General features: G+C 70.1%; 14 protein-coding genes, 1 tRNA gene and 1 pseudogene. 4 read left to right on the top strand and 12 right to left on the bottom strand.

What is annotated here, in order from left to right; translation table 11 throughout:
• The first annotated feature begins 48 nt into the window (after nt 1-48).
• A complete protein-coding gene (locus ACFVWU_RS11010) occupies nt 49-1,506 on the top strand; it encodes an aldehyde dehydrogenase family protein (protein WP_387618036.1) in 1,458 nt (485 codons plus the stop codon).
• A 105-nt stretch (nt 1,507-1,611) separates the two neighbouring features.
• Here ACFVWU_RS11010 and ACFVWU_RS11005 read toward each other — a convergent pair.
• From ACFVWU_RS11005 to ACFVWU_RS10975, 7 genes and pseudogenes are all read right to left on the bottom strand, one after another.
• Nucleotides 1,612-2,466: pseudogene (locus tag ACFVWU_RS11005) on the bottom strand (AraC family transcriptional regulator); the annotation flags it as partial.
• A 25-nt stretch (nt 2,467-2,491) separates the two neighbouring features.
• On the bottom strand, nt 2,492-3,418 hold the full coding sequence (locus tag ACFVWU_RS11000) for an NADP-dependent oxidoreductase (protein ID WP_387618034.1): 927 nt from the start codon (nt 3,416-3,418) through the stop codon (nt 2,492-2,494).
• 139 nt (nt 3,419-3,557) lie between these two features.
• Complete coding sequence (locus ACFVWU_RS10995; RefSeq protein ID WP_387618032.1) at nt 3,558-4,118, bottom strand: Uma2 family endonuclease; 561 nt, start codon at nt 4,116-4,118, stop codon at nt 3,558-3,560.
• A gap of 74 nt (nt 4,119-4,192) precedes the next feature.
• On the bottom strand, nt 4,193-6,028 hold the full coding sequence (locus ACFVWU_RS10990) for a bifunctional metallophosphatase/5'-nucleotidase (RefSeq protein WP_387618030.1): 1,836 nt from the start codon (nt 6,026-6,028) through the stop codon (nt 4,193-4,195).
• A 285-nt stretch (nt 6,029-6,313) separates the two neighbouring features.
• Nucleotides 6,314-6,937: a hypothetical protein gene (locus ACFVWU_RS10985; protein ID WP_387618028.1), complete on the bottom strand. Its 624-nt coding sequence runs from the start codon at nt 6,935-6,937 to the stop codon at nt 6,314-6,316.
• Nucleotides 6,924-8,570, bottom strand: coding sequence for an extracellular solute-binding protein (locus ACFVWU_RS10980; protein ID WP_387618026.1), 1,647 nt, complete (start codon nt 8,568-8,570; stop codon nt 6,924-6,926). The genes ACFVWU_RS10985 and ACFVWU_RS10980 overlap by 14 nt, the downstream gene beginning before the upstream one ends.
• The gene (locus tag ACFVWU_RS10975) at nt 8,567-9,664 is read right to left on the bottom strand and encodes a hypothetical protein (protein ID WP_387618024.1); all 1,098 of its coding nucleotides are present in this window, start codon (nt 9,662-9,664) and stop codon (nt 8,567-8,569) included. Before ACFVWU_RS10975 ends, ACFVWU_RS10980 begins: the two co-directional genes overlap by 4 nt.
• 292 nt (nt 9,665-9,956) lie before the next feature.
• On the opposite strand from ACFVWU_RS10975, the gene pyk reads away from it, so the two are divergent.
• Nucleotides 9,957-11,387: a pyruvate kinase gene (gene pyk, locus ACFVWU_RS10970; protein ID WP_387618022.1), complete on the top strand. Its 1,431-nt coding sequence runs from the start codon at nt 9,957-9,959 to the stop codon at nt 11,385-11,387.
• A gap of 74 nt (nt 11,388-11,461) precedes the next feature.
• Nucleotides 11,462-11,611: a hypothetical protein gene (locus ACFVWU_RS10965; protein ID WP_387618020.1), complete on the top strand. Its 150-nt coding sequence runs from the start codon at nt 11,462-11,464 to the stop codon at nt 11,609-11,611.
• A gap of 15 nt (nt 11,612-11,626) precedes the next feature.
• On the opposite strand, the gene ACFVWU_RS10960 is transcribed toward ACFVWU_RS10965, so the two are convergent.
• Both ACFVWU_RS10960 and ACFVWU_RS10955 read right to left on the bottom strand, forming a co-directional pair.
• Entirely contained in the window at nt 11,627-12,415 is a 789-nt protein-coding gene (locus ACFVWU_RS10960) for a helix-turn-helix domain-containing protein (protein ID WP_387618019.1), read from the bottom strand.
• Nucleotides 12,416-12,516: 101 nt separating this feature from the next.
• Nucleotides 12,517-12,602 (bottom strand) — tRNA-Leu (locus ACFVWU_RS10955).
• Nucleotides 12,603-12,694: 92 nt separating this feature from the next.
• Here ACFVWU_RS10955 and ACFVWU_RS10950 point away from each other — a divergent pair.
• The gene (locus ACFVWU_RS10950) at nt 12,695-13,351 is read left to right on the top strand and encodes an ANTAR domain-containing response regulator (RefSeq protein WP_387618017.1); all 657 of its coding nucleotides are present in this window, start codon (nt 12,695-12,697) and stop codon (nt 13,349-13,351) included.
• A 66-nt stretch (nt 13,352-13,417) separates the two neighbouring features.
• Here the strand turns inward: ACFVWU_RS10950 and ACFVWU_RS10945 are convergent, their stop codons facing one another.
• From ACFVWU_RS10945 to ACFVWU_RS10935, 3 genes are read right to left on the bottom strand one after another with little or no spacing between them, the layout of a single operon-like run.
• On the bottom strand, nt 13,418-14,134 hold the full coding sequence (locus tag ACFVWU_RS10945; RefSeq protein ID WP_387618015.1) for an ABC transporter ATP-binding protein: 717 nt from the start codon (nt 14,132-14,134) through the stop codon (nt 13,418-13,420).
• On the bottom strand, nt 14,131-14,970 hold the full coding sequence (locus tag ACFVWU_RS10940) for an ABC transporter ATP-binding protein (protein WP_387618108.1): 840 nt from the start codon (nt 14,968-14,970) through the stop codon (nt 14,131-14,133). Before ACFVWU_RS10940 ends, ACFVWU_RS10945 begins: the two co-directional genes overlap by 4 nt.
• A gap of 8 nt (nt 14,971-14,978) precedes the next feature.
• Nucleotides 14,979-16,913 carry a branched-chain amino acid ABC transporter permease gene (locus ACFVWU_RS10935; RefSeq protein WP_387618013.1) on the bottom strand — a complete coding sequence of 645 codons (1,935 nt, stop codon included), beginning with the start codon at nt 16,911-16,913 and terminating at the stop codon, nt 14,979-14,981.
• Nucleotides 16,914-16,917: the final 4 nt, after the last annotated feature.

Here is a 16,917-nt window from a genome sequence, read left to right as displayed (position 1 = left end):
CACGTCAGTACGATGAGCTCCCATCAGGTCGGGCATGAGAGGGATCAGATGTCGTACTTCTCCGAGTTGGCGCTGCAGTACATCGACGGCGAATGGTGCAGCGGCAGTGGCTCCTGGGACATCGTCGACGTCGACCCCTACACCGGCGACAAGCTGGCCACCATCACCGTCGCCACCGTCGCCGAGGTCGACCGGGCCTACCGCGCCGCCGAGCGCGCCCAGCGCGCCTGGGCCGCCACCAGCCCGTACCAGCGCCGACTGGTCTTCGAGCGCGCGCTGCGGCTGTTCGAGGAGCGCGAGGGGCAGATCGTCCAGGCGATCATGGCCGAGCTCGGCGGTACCGCGCTGAAGGCGGGCTTCGAGCTGTCCCTCGTCAAGGACATGCTGCGCGAGTGCCTGCACCTGTCGGTGGCCTCGGAGGGCCGGCTGCTGCCCTCGCCGGCCCCCGGCAAGGAGAACCGGCTCTACCGGCTTCCGGTCGGCGTGGTCGGCGTGATCAGCCCGTTCAACTTCCCCCTGTTCCTGGCCCTCAAGGCCGTCGCCCCGGCGCTGGCACTCGGCAACGGCGTGGTGCTCAAGCCGCACCAGGAGACCCCGGTGGTCGGCGGCTCCCTGATCGCGAGGATCTTCGAGGACGCGGGCCTGCCGCCCGGCCTGCTGAACGTGGTGATCACCGACATCGCCGAGATCGGCGACAGCTTCATCGAGCACCCGGTGCCCAAGGTGATCTCCTTCACCGGCTCCGACCAGGTCGGCCGGCACGTCGCCACCGTGGCCGCCGCCCACTTCAAGCGGTCGGTGCTGGAACTCGGCGGCAACAGCGCGCTGATCGTGCTGGACGACGCCGACCTCGACTACGCCGTGGACGCGGCCGTGTTCAGCCGCTTCGTCCACCAGGGCCAGGTCTGCATGGCCGCCAACCGGGTGCTCGTCGACCGCGCCGTGCTGGCCGAGTTCACCGAGAAGTTCGTCGCCAAGATCGCCACGCTGACCGTCGGCGACCCCAGGGACCCGGCCACCCACATCGGCCCGCTGATCAACTCCGTCCAGGCCGACGCGATCACCAGCCAGGTCGACCAGGCCATCGCCGGCGGCGCCACCGCGCTGCTGCGCGGGGCCACGACCGGCAGCCTGATGGCGCCGACCGTGCTCACCGACCTGGCCGAGGACGCGCCCATCCTGCAGCGCGAACTCTTCGGCCCGGTCGTGCTGCTGGTGCCGTTCGACGGCGAGGACGAGGCCGTCCGGCTGGCCAACCACACGCCCTTCGGGCTCAGCGGCGCGGTGCACACCGCGGACCCCGAGCGCGGAGTGCGGGTCGCCCAGCGGATCGAGACCGGCATGATCCACGTCAACGGCGGGACCATCGCGGACGAGCCGGGAGTGCCCTTCGGCGGCGAGAAGAACTCCGGCGTCGGACGGCTCAACGGGGAGTCCACGGTGGACGCCTTCACCACGGTGAAGTGGATCTCGGTGCAGCACGGGCGGGCGCCGTTCCCGTTCTAGGCCGGGTCCGGTCCTGAGGCGGGTGCGCCACGCGGCGCGGGCCTCCCGGCGGTAGCCGCCGGGGGCCTGGCCGAACTCCCGCTTGAAGGCCTTCGCGAAGGCGTACTCCGAGCCGTACCCGGTCTGCGTCGCCACCGCCGTCAGCGGCGCCTCCGACTCGCGCAGCAGCCGGGCGGCGGTGGTCATCCGCCAGCGCGTCAGGTAGGCCATCGGCGGCTCGCCCACCATCGAGGTGAACCGGCGGGCGAAGGCGGCCCGGGACAGGCCCGCACGGTCCGCCAGGGACTCCACCGTCCACGGGGTCGCCGGGGCCTCGTGGATCGCCGTCAGGGCGGGCGCGACGGCGGCGTCCCGCAGCGCCGCCGCCCAGCCGGCGGCGGTCGTGGCGGGCTGGTCCTCGAACCAGGCCCGCAGGATGTACAGCAGCAGCGAGTCGACCAGCGCCGGGACGATTCCGGTCGAGCCGATCCGCGGATTCTCCAGCTCGGCGCCCAACAGCTGGACGGCAGCGGCCAGTTCGGGGTGGCGGCCGTGCCGGGTGGGCAGGTGGATCAGTTCCGGGAGCTGGCGGACCATCGGGTGCGGCCGGCCCTGGTCCAGGTGGTAGCTGCCGCACAGCAGGCTGGTGCGGGCGCCGTCGCCGCCGAGGGTGAGGGTGCCGATCGGCGGACCGTTCTCGACCCGGCAGGCCTCGGCGTCCACCGGCGGGGTGTCCGGGCGGTCGGCCAGGAGGTGGCCGCGGCCGTCCCGCAGGAACACCACGTCCCCGGGGCTGAGCGGGACGGGCGCGCCACCGGCGGCCGGCTCCGGGACCAGCCAGCAGGTGCCGTACAGCACCACGTGGAAGCTGGCCCCGGTCACCGGGCGCAGCCGCAGGGCCCAGGGCGCGAGGCCCTCGGTCCGGACGGACGAGGGGCGGGCGGTGCGCAGCGAGCCCAGTGCCTCGGTCAGGATGTCCATCGTCCGCCCCCCTGTGGTGGTCCGGTCATCCAATGGTCAGGACGACCTTGCCCTGGACCGTACCGGAGCCCACCAGTTCGTGTGCCCGGCCGGCCTCGGCGAGCGGGAAGGTCGCGGCGACGTACGGGCGGATCCGACCCTCGTCCACCAGGGCGGCGATCGCCTCCAGCGAGGCGTAGTCGGGCTCGACGGAGACGCCTGCGAAGCGCCGTCCGGCGGCCTCGACCGCGGCGGCGAGCTCCTGGTTCCCGTGCTCCATGATGGTGACGAGGGTCCCGCCCGGCTTGAGCACCTCCAGGGCACGGGTGCCCTCGGAGGAGGAGTCGAAGACGATGTCGACGTCCTCGACCGCCTCGGTGTAGTCGGTGGTCCGGTAGTCGATCACCTCGTCGGCGCCGAGCTCCCTGAGGAAGGCGTGCTTGGGCTCGCGCGCCAGCCCGATCACGTACGCGCCACGGGCCTTGGCGATCTGCACGGCGAGGTGGCCGACGCCGCCGGCCGCCCGGTGGACCAGCACCCGGTCGCCCTCGCCGATCTTCGCCAGGTCCACCAGGCCCTGCCAGGCGGTCAGCGCGGCCAGCGGCAGCGCGGCGGCCTGGGTGTGGTCCAGGGAGGCGGGCTTGCGGGCCAGTTGGCGGGAGGGCGCGGCCACGTACTCGGCGTACCCGCCGGCGGAGCGCGGGAAGAACGGCATCCCGTACACCTCCTCGCCGACCCGGTAGCGGGCGCCCGGCCCGGCCTCCTCGACCACCCCGGAGATGTCCCAGCCCACCGTGAACGGCGGCTCGCCCAGCAGCGGGAACGCCCCCGCCCGCACCGCCACGTCCACCGGGTTCACCCCGGCGGCCCGCACCCGCACCAGCACCTCGCCGCTCAACGGCTTGGGGCGCTCGACGTCGGTCAGTTGCAGCACCTCGGGACCGCCGAACTCCTTCTGCACGATCGCGCGCATCGAAACTCTCCCTCATCCGGTTCAACACAGGCCCCCCGTGGGGCCGTTCTCGATGTGTTCAACAGTAGGGAGGGCGGGCGAGCGGATGAATATCCTCAAGTCTTCGCCGGATGTCCGATCGTCTCGCGGGGCGAGTGGATCAGGCGGAGTAGCGGACGAGACGGTCGGTGACGAGCTCGAAGTCGAAGGGGGCCGGGATCGGCACGCGGTCGCCGAACTTGCCGTGCCACTGCTGGTGGTAGCCGCCGTCGGAGAGATCCGAGTAGAGGGTGATGTCGCCCTCGCGCGGGTCGATCAGGAGGTAGAGCGGGATGCCCATCAGTGGGTAGTCACGGACCTTGCTGACCAAGTCGTTCTCAGGATTCGACGGCGAGACGATCTCGACCGCGATGGGCGCTTCTTCGGCCGGGATCTGGTTACCGCTCGACTCCAGAGGGATGTAGGTGAGGTCGGGGTTGCGCAGCTTTCCCACGTTGGGGGAGGCGAGATCGGAGTTCTCGCTCGGCATCATGTCGGACGGGCGGTGTGCGTCGAACTGCTCCCGGATCTGTAGGAGGTTGCGCTGATGGATCGCGGACGGTCCGGCCATCATGATGATCTCGTCGCCGGAGATCTCGATCTTCCATCCGGCCGGGGGTGTCAGGCTCTGCGCGTACTCAAGCAGTCGGGCGTGGCGGTCGGGAATCTGGAACTCGCTCATGGCTCCATTCTTCCACCGAGAACGGCACGAAGGCCGTCTGCACGGGGGCAGACGGCCTTCGTGGAAAGGTGTGACTAGAACACCGGCTGGCCGGCGCGGACCAGGCGCCAGGAGTTGGTGAAGAAGTCGGCGGGGTCGATGACGCCCTTGGCCTTGACCCAGGCGATCATCGTGTTGCGGATCTCGTCGGAGTTCGCCCAGACCGCCTTGGCGTTGGCGACGTGCGGGAAGTTGCCGCCGCCGTTGGCGCGGTAGTTGTTGACGGCGAGCACGAACTGGGCGGCCGGGTCGATCGGCTTGCCCTGGTAGCTGAGGTTGACGATGCGCTGGCCCTTGGGCTGGGCGATGTCGATGTCGTAGCTCAGGCCGTAGATCGAGTCGTAGTTGTAGTCCGGGGTGTCCTCGGCGTTGGTCAGGGCGTCCTTGTCGACCGGGGCGCCCGCGGCGAGCTGGTGGAAGAACTTCGCCGAGAACTCCAGGTAGTCCTTGAGCTGGGCGCCCGTCAGGATGCGGGCCTCCAGGGTGTTCTCGTAGATGTACAGGCCGGCCGCGTCGCGCAGCTTGACCTGGCCGGACGGGATCAGCGCGGTGCGGTTGAACGGCGCGGCCTGGGCCAGGACCGGGAGGTTGGCGTACTGCCCGCCCGCCAGCGCGGCCTTGACGGCGTCCGCCTGGACCTTGCCGATCAGGTCGATGATCGGGGTGGCCTTGAACCGGGCGTCGGCGATCGACAGCTCGATCTTGCTGGTGCCGATGTTCTGGTTGACGTAGGCGACGACCTTCTTGTGCTGGCCGACGATGGCGTCGCTGATCTCCGGGTTCTCCGGCACGGTGTTGGAGTTCAGCACCCGGGCGGAGACCGAGGCGACCTTCCAGTGGCCGTCGACGAACTCGACCTCGAAGTCGAAGCAGCTCAGACGTTGGCCCCAGCACAGCGGCTCGGAGAGCACGACCGTCTTGCCGGTCTTCTTGTTGACGATGAGGCGCTGCGCGACCTCCTTGTGGGTGTGGCCCACCAGCACCGCGTCGATGTCCGCGACCGTCTCGGCCATCTCGCCGGAGGCGTCCTCGGGCCAGGGGAGCTGGTCGCCGTAGGTGGTGGCCTCGTCGATGCCGGAGTGGGCGGAGACGACGATGACGTCCGCGCCGGCCGCCTTCATCCGGGGCACGTACTTGGCGGCGGTCTCCACGATGCCCGGGAACACCATCTTGCCGCTGACGTTGGCCTTGTCCCAGATCGCGATGCCCGGGTTGGTCAGGCCGAGGATGCCGACCTTCAGCGGGGTGTCCTCGTCCAGCCACACCTCCTTGATCACGTACGGCTTGAAGGCCGGCTTCTCGTTCTTCGCGTGCAGCGCGTTGGCGCCCAGCAGCGGGAACTCCAGCTGGTCCTCGAAGGCCTTCACGGTCGGGATGCCGTAGTTGAACTCGTGGTTGCCGAGCGCCGCGGCGTCGTAGCCCATGAGGTTCATGGCGACGGCCATCGGGTGGTCCGGCACGTTGTCGCCGTCGGTGGCGATCGGCTCGATCCGGGCGTAGTAGTAGGTCAGCTGGGTGCCCTGGATGATGTCACCCGAGTCGATCAGCAGGCAGCGGTCCCAGCCCTTCTCCTCGCGGACCTGGTTGGCCAGGGTGGAGATCTTGGCGAGGCCGACCGCGTTGTGGGCCTTGTCGACGTACTCCGCGTCGGTGAAGTAGTCCCAGTTGAGCACCCGGCCGTGCAGGTCGGTGGTGCCCATCACGGTGAAGGCCTGGCGGCGGGGCTGGCGCTTGTCGCCCTTGGCGGCCGCCGTGCCCGGCTCGGCGGCCGCGGCGGCGGGGGCGGCGGCGACGACGGCTCCGCCGGCCAGGGCGGCGCCGGCGGCGGTGGCTGCGGACCGGGCGACGAAGTCACGGCGGTTCAGGGACATGGACGACTCTCCCGAGTGGGGACGACGGCGGATGGGCCGTCAACTTGTTGACGTAAGAGGTGCGTGGCGCGTGCGCGAACGCGATGACGCGCGTAGAAGGACGCGCGTAGAAGTGTGCCGTGCGGCCGGGCCGATGGGTAGCCCCTCGACCTTTCCAACAGGTGAGATCTTGGCGACTCGTTCGTGACCGTGGTGGGCGGAGAAGGGGGCGGTATGGGGTCGGGACGGCTGAAATCGGGCCACTCGGGGGCCGGTTCGCCGGGTCCCGGCCAACCGGACCCCGAGTCAGCCGAGGTCGGCGGAGAGCTGCTTCACCTCGCGGCCGAGCTCCGCCGCCGGGTCCGGCGCGTCCGGGCCCGCCCAGGGCAGCCAGGTCCGCGCCCGCAGGTAGCCGTCCACCGCGACCGGCAGGCGGTGCCGGACGATCCGGTCCGCCACCGGCCCGGGGCCCGCCTCGCGCAACGCCGCCAGCAGGGCGTCGACCCCGGCGGAGGTGGGCAGCGGGACCTTCCCCAGGTAGGCGGCCAGCGCCTCCAGCTCCGGATCGGGCTCCGGGGGCTCCGGGTCCGGTACGGGCGCGGGCACCCGCAGCTGCCCCGTCGGCTTCGGCGGCACCCGGGGCTTCGGCGGCACCCTGGAGGCCTCAGCCGGATCCGGTGGGCTCAGCGGGTCGGGCGGGTCGGGCGGGTCGGGCGGGTCGGGTGGATCCGGAGGCTCGGGCGGGGGCGGGCTCGGGGTCAGCAGCGCGCCGACCCCGTACAGCCCGGCCACCACCCCGGGCCACCAGGCCCCGCCCAGCCCGGCGAAGTGCAGCCCCAGGCCGACGGCGCCGCCCGCACAGCCGACCAGGTTCCGGGCCGACTCCAGGTACCGCAGGGCCTGCCGGCCGAACCCGTCACTGGTAGCCACGGATCTCCTCGAACACCCCGTCCAGCGAGCCGCCGCCGTCGAACAGCTTGCCGCCGCTGATGTCCGCGACCCCCTGCAGCTGACTGACCGCCGCCTCGCCGAACTTGATCGGGAACACCGGGATCGACTTCTCGGCGGCCGGCAGCCCGTCGTGGAAGCGCTTGAAGTCGCCGTCCGTGGCGCCCTCGTTGCTCTCCCCGTCCGTCATCAGCACGATCGAGGTGAACCGGTCGTCGTTCGCCGCCTGCTGCTGGCGCTCGATCACCCGGTACGCCTGCTCCAGCGAGTCGTACAGCGCGGTCCCGCCCGAGGCCGACAGCGACTGCACGTCCGCGTTGATCGAGGCCAGCTCGGCCTCCGGACCCGGCTGGCCGCCGGAGGCCGGGACGGCGTGCGTCTTCGTCCACTTCACCTGGGACGCGAAGGAGATCAGCGTCACCTCCTCGCGGTCCCGGAACCGGCGCACCCCGCGGGTGTCGTCCGTCCCGGTCAGCCGGCTCAGCGCCGCCTTCAGCGCGTTCAGCCGCGAGCCCTCCATCGAACCCGAGGTGTCCAGCACGTACACCGTCCGCGACGGGCGGCGCAGCTCGTTCTGGTACGAGGCCAGCAGGCCGTCCGCCACCGCCCGGGTGCCCGGGAACGGCAGCTCGCGGCGGCGGTCGGTCGGCAGTCCGGCGGCCGGGGCGGTGCCCGCCGTCACCGGGCGACGCAGCGTCAGCTCCGAGATGCGCTGCTGCACCTCCGGCTTCAACAGGTAGGAGGTCAGCTTCTGGAAGGACTCGCGCTCGCTCTGCGCGCTCGAGGACAGCAGCGACAGCGGGTAGTCCGCCGACACCACGCCGTCCTGCGGACGCACCACGGTCAGCCGCTGCTCGGGCGGCAGCGTCTTGTTCAGCGACAGCAGCACCGACTCGTAGTTCACGAGGGCGCCGACCTTGCCGGGCTCGGCCTTGGTGTACGCCTGCGCCAGCCAGCCGGAGGAGCCCGAGGTCAGCTTCTGGCCGGTGAAGAACTGCTTCAGCTGCGGGGTCGCCTTCTGCACGTCCGCCTCGGTGAGCGCCGCCCCCGCGCCGGAGAAGGCCGCCGCCACCGCGACCAGGGTGGAGAAGCCGGAGTTGGAGCGCGAGGGGTCGGACATCCCGTACGACAGCTTCCCGGCCGCGGCCGCGTCACCGATCTGCGCCCAGGTGACCTTCGAACCGTCACCCCAGCCCAGGTCGCCCAGCACCGAGGAGCGCACCCCGACGGCCACCGGGGAGACCATCACCGGGGTCTCCGACAGCACCTTGGACTTCCCGGTCGGATCCAGGCGCAGGTACTGGTTGGACGGGAACCAGACCGCGTCGTACTTGCCGTCGGCCCGGCCCGAGGAGACCGCGTCCGCGCCGTCCAGGGTGCCGGTCCAGGCGAACTGCACCGTCACCCCGGTGGCCTTCCCGGCCTCGTCCAGGACCGGCTGCAGGTCCTGCAGTTCACTGCCCGCCAGGATGCGCAGCACCCCGGGGCGGGCGGTCTCGGCGACCGTGGGACCGGGGCCGGGCTTGGGGCTGGAGGAGGTGCAGGCGGAGGCCGCCGCGAGCACGGCCGCCAGCGCGGCGGCGGCCCAACCACGGTGCTTCAACCGGACGTTCACTTCGGGCTCCCCTTGGCCGCGGCGGTCAGTTTGAGCAGGTTGTCCAGCGACGGCACGGTCGACTGCTTCACCTTCGCCGCCGCCAGATCCTGGGCGAAGGCCGGCTGCCGGGTGTTCTTCAACAGTTCGGTGAAGGCGCCCGGGCGGGACTGCGGGCGGAAGCCGAACCGGGCCTCCAGATTGCGCAGCGTCTCGTCGTCCTGGAGCAGGCCGGCCAGCTTCCGGCCGTTCTCGGTGCGGGCGATGATGGTGTGGTCGGAGTAGACCGTGGTGTCCGGGTACATCACCACCATGTCCCCGGTCGACTGGCCCTGCACCGCCATCGCGGCGACCTGGGACTCGTACCCGAAGATCAGCGGATTGCCGACGCCCGCGCCGAAGTCCCGGAACGGCTCGTCACTGCTGCTCTTCTGGCCGCCCTGCAAGGCCGTCGCCTGGTGCAGCACCGGCCGGGCGGCCTCGACCGCCGCGTCGTCGGACACCACCTGGTGGTTGTTCAGGATGTACGACAACAGCGCGATGTACAGGGCGCCCGAGGAGGAGCTCTCCGGATCGGTGGTGGTCACGAAGATCGGACCGGAGGTCTCGGAGTGGTCCTTCGGAAGCTTCAGGTCCTCCCACTTGCGGGTCGCCTTCAGGGCGGCCACGTAGTCGTCCATCCGGAACGTCCAGACCCCCGACGAACTGTCCTGGTCAGCCAGCTGGTTGTCCTTGAGGATCTGCGCCACCGACGCGTGCGCCACCACCACCAGCGGCGAGTAGAACGGCACCAGCGGGGAGTCCTGCTGCCCCCAGTTGCGCTGGATCTCGCGGGCCGGCGCGGTGCTCGCCGGGAACGCGAAGTCCAGCCCCGAGCTGCTCTTCGCCTGCTCGCTCATCGTCCACGAGCCGGTCGAGTCGGCGTGCACCTCCAGACCCTGCTTCGCCAACTCGGCCTTCACCTCCTGGCTTTCGAAGAAGGCCCGCTTCTCCGAACCGATCAGCCCGGTGACCGCGACCAGCTTCTTCGGATCCGGCTTGTCGTCCGGGACCAGCGCGTAGATCACCCCGCCCAGCAGCACTAAGGCCGCGAGCACCCCCAGAGCGCGTCTCATGCCGAGCGCCTCCCCCTCGTCCGCTCCGTCATCCGGGTGGTCACCCGGGGGTGACGAGCGTCCCGCCGGGCGGGGAGCACGGACGGACGGGACGGTGAACCGGAGGTGAACACCGCTTCACGGAATCGCATCGACGGAGGATCCGGAAGGAGCTCCGGGGGAGGCGCCCGTACGGCCGTCGCACACCGGTCCGAGGGCGTGTCAGATTGTTCAACTCGCCTTACGCCAAAGGTCATCCCGTAGTCCGGACCCGCGTCGCGGTTACGCGCCGGTAATGCCTACCCTCAGCTGTATGCGCCGAGCAAAAATCGTCTGCACCCTCGGGCCCGCCACCGACTCGTACGACCGGATCAAGTCCCTGGTCGACGCCGGGATGGACATCGCCCGATTCAACCTCAGCCACGGCTCCCACGCCGAGCACGAGGAACGCTACCGCCGCGTCCGCAAGGCCGCCGACGAGACCGGCCGGAGCGTCGGCGTCCTCGTCGACCTTCAAGGCCCGAAGATCCGGCTCGACACCTTCGCTCACGGACCGGTACTTCTCGAACGCGGCGACGAGTTCACCATCTCCACCGACAAGGGCGTCGTGGGGGACAAGGACATCTGCGGCACCACCTACGCCGGACTCGCCGGAGACGTCAGCCGCGGCGAACGCATCCTCGTCGACGACGGCCGCGTCACCCTCGAAGTCCTCGCCGTCGACGGACCGCAGGTGCGATGCCTCGTCATCGAAGGCGGACTCGTCTCCGACCACAAGGGCCTCAACCTCCCCGGCGTCGCCGTCTCCGTCCCCGCACTCAGCGACAAGGACGTCGCCGACCTGCGGTGGGGGCTGCGCACCGGAGCCGACCTGATCGCCCTCTCCTTCGTACGGAGCGGGCGCGACATCGAGGACGTGCACCGGGTGATGGCCGAGGAAGGGCGGTACGTCCCGGTCATCGCCAAGATCGAGAAGCCCCAGGCGGTCGAGAACCTGGACTCCATCGTGGACGCCTTCGACGGCATCATGGTGGCCCGCGGCGACCTGGGCGTGGAGATGCCCCTCGAACAGGTCCCGCTCGTCCAGAAGCGCGCCATCAAACTGGCCCGGCGCAACGCCAAGCCGGTCATCGTCGCGACCCAGATGCTCGACTCGATGATCAACGCCTCCCGGCCGACGCGTGCCGAGGCCTCCGACGTCGCCAACGCGGTGTTGGACGGGACGGACGCGGTGATGCTCTCCGGGGAGACCTCGGTCGGCAAGTACCCCGTCGACACGGTCAAGACCATGGGCCGCATCATCGAGGCCGCCGAGAACGACATCCTGGCGGCCGGCCTGCCCCCGCTGACCGCCGGCAGCAAGCCGCGGACCCAGGGCGGCGCCGTCGCCCGCGCGGCCGCCGAGATCGGCGACTTCCTGCACGCCAAGTACCTGATCGCCTTCACCCAGTCCGGCGACACCGCCCGCCGGCTGACCCGCTACCGTTCGCCGATCCCGGTGCTCGCCTTCACCTACGAACCGGCGGTGCGCAGCCAACTCGCCCTCACCTGGGGCGTCGAGACCTTCCTCGGCCCGTTCGCCCCGACGACGGACCAGATGGTCGAACAGGTCGACGCGGCGCTGCTGTCGCTCGGCCGCTGCCAGAAGGGCGACATCGTCGTCATCACGGCAGGTTCGCCGCCTGGCCTGGCCGGCTCCACCAACCTCGTCCGTGTCCACCACGTGGGGACCCTGGACGCCTGAGGGGCCTTCTTTCGGGCGGCATCCCTCGTCCGAGGGATGCCGCCCGCGTGCTTGCCTGGACGAGAATCAGTGAGATGAGCGACCACAAGCACACACTCTGGCGCGACCTCCGCGAAGAGAGCATGAACCGCCCCGGCGCCGGCGCGGCCTACGAGGCCGCCAAAGCCCGCTTCGAACGCGAGGAACAGCAGCGGCAGGACATGGACGAGCCCGAAGACACCTGAACCGCTGCGCCGCCGTCAGTACTTCGGGCCGATGTGGGCGTCCATGAGGGCGACGGAGTCCTTGCGGGCGACGGAGATGTTGACCTGGCCGGTGGGGCGAGGGATTGAGGCCTTCCACTGGACGCCAACGGCGTCGAGGGTATTGGTGAAGAGACGTGTGATGTCGGTGGACGTGTTGGTAAAGAAGTAACGCGGGTACTCATAGCGGCGGACAACGCCATCGACGGTCCTGGTGGCCCAGTTGGTGATGCGGCAGCCGTCGGAGTGGATGAGGCCACGTAGGAACTCCCACGGGTGCGCATCGACGATCTCCTGCTGCCAGGGTTCCAGGGCTATGGTGCGCTCGTGCTTCTTGCCGGGGCCGTGCTGGGGGAAGTGGCAGGTCAGATGGTTCGAATAGACCTTGACGTCATGGCATCCGGTGCGCCGTACCCGGCAGGGCTTGTTGTTGGGCAGGACCTGGCGCATGGCCTGTTCGACAGAGTCCATGATGCCCGGCCACTTGTCGTCGCAGGTGATCTGGAGACTCTGGGTCCTGCGGTACTCGTTGGGCAGCAGGATGTGACCGTCGCCGAGGTACAGGCCAAGTAGGTAGGCGTAGGCGGGGTGGTTCAGCTCGTCGCCGTAGCAGTGCATACACGCAGAGCGCTTGCGACCGGGGAGCTCGTTGCGTTTGGCGAGATCCTGGTGCTTCCACCAGGAGACCGTGCCCTGCGGGACGCGGAGGCGGCGGGCCACCTCGGCGTTGCTGATGCCTCGACGGAGGAGGTGGACAGCCTGTTCGTGCACAGAAAGAGTGGTCATGTGCGCAAGAGTGAGACGCGTCAAGTCGGATGGTGGACGCTTTGGGCGCGGTCCACTAGATGAGGTGAATTTCCCGCAGCCTGGGAATGTGAGGAAAATCCTGGTGCCGAGTGTGGGATTCGAACCCACACGCCCTTTCAGGCAATCGCTTTTGAGGCGATCGTGTCTGCCCTTCCACCAACTCGGCTCGTTCGCGCCCGTGAAGGATACCCTGTGAGCGCCGTCGGGCGCAGCTAGGTACCCTCGTGCATGCAGTACCCCGCCGGAACTAGGAGCCCCGTGAGCACCGCCGACGAGCAGGCACAGCCGCTTGAGACCGAATCGCCCCAGATCACCCGGATTGTGATCGCCGAGGACGAGGCGCTGATCCGCCTCGATCTGAAGGAGATGCTGGAGGAGGAGGGGTACACCGTCGTCGGCGAAGCCGGGGACGGGGAGACGGCGGTGCGGCTCGTGGAGGAGCTGAGGCCGGATCTGGCGATCTTCGATGTGAAGATGCCGGTCCTGGACGGGCTCTCCGCCGCCGAGCAGATCCACGAGAAGCACCTGGCGCCGGTGCTGATGCTGACCGCGTTCTCGCAGCGGGAGCTGGTGGACCGGGCGCGCGACGCCGGGGCGATGGCGTACATCGTGAAGCCGTTCTCCAAGTCGGACCTGGTGCCGGCGATCGAGATGGCGGTGTCGCGGTACACGGAGATGCGGGCGCTGGAGAAGGAGATCGGGGATCTCACCCAGCGGCTGGAGACCCGGAAGCTGGTGGACCGGGCGAAGGGTGTGCTGCAGACGAAGTTCGGGCTGAACGAGCCGGCCGCGTTCCGGTGGATCCAGAAGACCTCGATGGACCGGCGGATGACGATGGCGGCGGTGGCCGAGGCGGTCATCGAGGAGGGCGAGGCCCAGGACCGCAAGAAGGCGGAAGAGGGTAAGTCCGAGTAGGACGAGCAGGACATGTGGAAGGGGCCCGGCAGATCGGATCTGCCGGGCCCCTTCGCGTAAAGCGGCTCAGTCCTCGCCGAGGTAGGCCTTGCGGACGGACTCGTCGTGGAGGAGGTCGGCGCCCGTACCGGAGAGGACGATGCGGCCGGTCTCCATGACGTAGCCGCGGTCGGACAGCGACAGCGCCGCCTGGGCGTTCTGCTCGACGAGCAGGATGGTCGTACCGCTCGCCTTGAGCTCGACGATGGTGGACATGATCTTCTGCATCATCAGCGGGGAGAGTCCCATCGAGGGCTCGTCCAGCATCAGCAGCTTGGGCTGGCTCATCAGCGCCCGCCCCATGGCGAGCATCTGCTGCTCACCGCCCGACAGCGTGCCGGCCGCCTGCTTGCGGCGTTCGCCGAGGATGGGGAAGAGGCCGTAGGCGCGCTCGACGTCGGCGGCGATGCCGGGGGCGTCGGAGCGCAGGAAGGCGCCGAGGAGGAGGTTCTCCTCGATGGTCATCCGGGGGAAGATGTGCCGGCCCTCGGGGGAGTGGGCCAGGCCCAGGGCGACGATCTTGTGGGCGGGGACGGTCGAGAGGTCCTGGCCGTCGAAGGTGATCCGGCCGGCGGTGGGCTTGAGGAGGCCGGAGAGGGTGCGCAGGGTGGTGGTCTTGCCGGCGCCGTTGGTGCCGATGAGGGTGGTGACCTCGCCCTGGTTGACGGTGAAGCTGATGCCCTTGACGGCCTCGATCTTGCCGTAGGCGACGCGGAGGTCCTGGACTTCGAGGAGCGCGGTCACTTGGTGTCCTCCGGTGCTGCGGGGGTGGTGCCTTCGAGCGGGGCGCCGAGGTAGGCGGTGATGACGCGATCGTCGTTCTGGACGGTTTCGCGGTCGCCTTCGACGATCTTCTGGCCCTGGACCAGGACGGCGGTCCGGTCGCAGAGGTTGAAGATGAAGCGCATGTCGTGCTCGATGACGAGGATCGAGATGCCCTTGTCGCGGATGGCGAAGACGAGTTCCTCGGCGGCCCGGGTCTCCTGGGGGTTCATGCCGGCGGTGGGTTCGTCGAGCAGGAGGAGCCCGGGGTCGGAGGCGAGGGCGCGGGCGATCTCCAGCTTGCGCTGCTCGCCGTAGGGGAGGTTGCGGGCGAGGTGTTCGGCCTTGTCGGCGAGGCCGGTGAAGGCGAGGAGTTCCATGGCCCGTTCGCGGCTCTCGGCTTCGGCGCGGTGGTAGCCGGGGCCGCGCAGGATGGCGGAGAAGATGCCTTCCTTGGTGCGGGTGTGGCGGCCGACGAGGACGTTCTCCAGGACGGTCATGTTGGCGAAGAGCCGGATGTTCTGGAAGGTGCGGGCGATGCCGGACTGGGTGACCAGGTGGGGTTTGGGGGGCAGTACGGCGCCGCGGTAGGAGACGCGGCCTTCGGTGGGGACGTACAGGCCGGTGAGGCAGTTGAAGAAGGTGGTCTTGCCGGCGCCGTTGGGGCCGATCAGGCCGATGATCTCGCCCTCGCCGACGGTGAGGGAGACGTCGTTGACGGCGGTGAGGCCGCCGAAGCGCATGGTGACGCCGGTGACTTCGAGCAGGGGCTTGACGCCTTGGGGCGCCGTGTCCAGGGGAGCAGCAGCGGTGGTCATCGCGTGGGTCACGCCCCTGCCTTGGTGAGTGCGGTGGCGTCGTCGCCGGTGGGTTGGGCCGGGATGGCGGCCTCGTGGAATTCCAGCTGTCGGCGCCGGTTGGGGATGAGGCCTTCGGGGCGGACGCGCATCAGGATGATGAGGGCGGCGCCGAAGGCGAGGAGCTGGTAGTCGGAGAGGAATTCGAGCTTCTTCGGGATGAGGAAGAGGAGGGTGGCGCCGGCGAGCGGGCCGCTGATGGTGCCCATGCCGCCGAGGATGACGGCGGCGAGGAGGAAGGCGGAGTTGGGCGGGAGGGCTTCGGCGAAGGTGTACTGGTCGGGGGTGACGGTGTAGCTGACGTGGGCCTGGACGGTGCCGGCGAGGCCGGCGAGGCAGGCGCCCATGGCGAAGGCGAGCAGTTTGAGGCGGAAGCCGTTGATGCCCATGGCTTCGGCGGCGGTTTCGTCCTCGCGGATGGCGACCCAGGCGCGGCCGATGCGGGAGTTGCCGACCCGGGCGAAGACGAGGACGACCAGGGCGGTGACGAGCAGCATCAGCAGGTAGTAGTTGGAGAAGCGGCCGAGTTCGATGCCGGCGACGGTGTGGGTCTTGCCGAGGTCGAAGCCGAGGATCTCCAGGTCGGGGATGCGGGGGATGCCGTTGGAGCCGTTGGTGATCTTGGGGCCGGTGGTGCCGTTGAGGTTGAGCATGGTGATGCGGAAGATCTCGCCGAAGCCGAGGGTGACGATGGCGAGGTAGTCGCCGCGCAGCCGCAGGGTGGGGGCGCCGATCAGGACGCCGAAGATCATGGAGACGACGGCGCCGGTGAGCATCGCGGCCCAGAACGGGAACTGGACGTGGATGGGTGAGGCGGGGGAGCCGGAGACCAGGGCGGCGGCGTAGGCGCCGACGCCGAGGAAGGCGACGTACCCGAGGTCGAGCAGGCCGGCCAGGCCGACGACGATGTTGAGGCCGAGGGCGACGGTGGCGAAGATCAGGATGTTGGTGGCGACGGAGGTGTACTGGTCGCTGCTCTGGGTGAAGGGGAAGCTGGCGGCGGCGGCGAAGGCGGCGCCGGTGGTGACGGGGCGGTGCTTGACGGTCAGGGCGCGCAGCCGGGCGAGCAGGCCGGACCTGCCGAGTGCGGCGACCACGAAGCCGGCGAGCAGCAGGTAGCCGGTGAAGAGTTCGCCGTACTCGGTGTCGATGCCGAAGGTGATCGCGTACAGGCCGAGTCCGAAGGCCAGGACGATGATCAGGACCTCGACCCAGGAGGGGAGTTGGCGGGGGGCGTCGAGCGGGCGCTCGATCTTGCCCAGGCGCAGTCCGCTGTTGGCGAGGTGGCCGAGCTGGAGGAGCAGGACGGCGCCGGTGGCGATGGCGAGGGCGCCGGACAGGGCGGTCATCACCGGGGCGACGGGCTGGTCGTCGGGGATGGCGTGGGCGGCGAACCAGCCGATGGGGGCGGCCGGGACGAGCAGGAAGAGCCGCTTGTCGACGATCCGCAGCGGGACGTGGGTGCGGCGCTCCAGCGGCAGCCCGAGGGCGCCGAGGACGGTGATCAGGCCGCCGCCGGCGAGGACCCAGCCGCCGGGTTCGAGGTTGGCGAGGCCGCCGAGTTCGACGGAGATGGCGGCGACGGAGTAGGCGGCGACGGCGAGGGCGCCGGTGGCGGCGTACAGGACGGCGTTGTTGCTGCGGGCGGGGGCTGCCCAGCGCAGGCCGGGGACGCCTTGGCCGGCGAGGAGCAGCAGCAGGGTGAGGACGCCGGCGACGATGGCGAGCCACTGGAGGCCGGCCGGGGAGCCGAAGTAGGTGAGGTCGCCGGGGAAGTCGCTGGTCCAGGTCCAGGACATGGCGGCGGAGGCGGCGACGGCGAGGGCGCCGAGGCCGGTGAGGGCTGCGGCGGCGCGGGCCGGCAGGGGGATGACCGGGGTGGTTTCGGTGCTGGTGGTGGTCATGGTG

This window comes from Kitasatospora sp. NPDC058190, from assembly GCF_042883685.1.
Taxonomy (GTDB): Bacteria; Actinomycetota; Actinomycetes; order Streptomycetales; family Streptomycetaceae; genus Kitasatospora.
This window is presented reverse-complemented; position numbering and strand designations above follow the sequence as displayed.

Excerpts from the sequence above, each read along its gene's own strand:
- ACFVWU_RS10990 (WP_387618030.1), bottom strand. The coding sequence starts at position 6,028 with ATGTCCCTGAACCGCCGTGACTTCGTCGCCCGGTCCGCAGCCACCGCC.
- ACFVWU_RS10960 (WP_387618019.1), bottom strand. The coding sequence starts at position 12,415 with ATGACCACTCTTTCTGTGCACGAACAGGCTGTCCACCTCCTCCGTCGA.
- ACFVWU_RS10965 (WP_387618020.1), top strand. The coding sequence starts at position 11,462 with ATGAGCGACCACAAGCACACACTCTGGCGCGACCTCCGCGAAGAGAGC.
- ACFVWU_RS10975 (WP_387618024.1), bottom strand. The coding sequence starts at position 9,664 with ATGAGACGCGCTCTGGGGGTGCTCGCGGCCTTAGTGCTGCTGGGCGGG.
- ACFVWU_RS11010 (WP_387618036.1), top strand. The coding sequence starts at position 49 with ATGTCGTACTTCTCCGAGTTGGCGCTGCAGTACATCGACGGCGAATGG.
- ACFVWU_RS11000 (WP_387618034.1), bottom strand. The coding sequence starts at position 3,418 with ATGCGCGCGATCGTGCAGAAGGAGTTCGGCGGTCCCGAGGTGCTGCAA.
- pyk (WP_387618022.1), top strand. The coding sequence starts at position 9,957 with ATGCGCCGAGCAAAAATCGTCTGCACCCTCGGGCCCGCCACCGACTCG.
- ACFVWU_RS10995 (WP_387618032.1), bottom strand. The coding sequence starts at position 4,118 with ATGAGCGAGTTCCAGATTCCCGACCGCCACGCCCGACTGCTTGAGTAC.
- ACFVWU_RS10935 (WP_387618013.1), bottom strand. The coding sequence starts at position 16,913 with ATGACCACCACCAGCACCGAAACCACCCCGGTCATCCCCCTGCCGGCC.
- ACFVWU_RS10940 (WP_387618108.1), bottom strand. The coding sequence starts at position 14,970 with ATGACCACCGCTGCTGCTCCCCTGGACACGGCGCCCCAAGGCGTCAAG.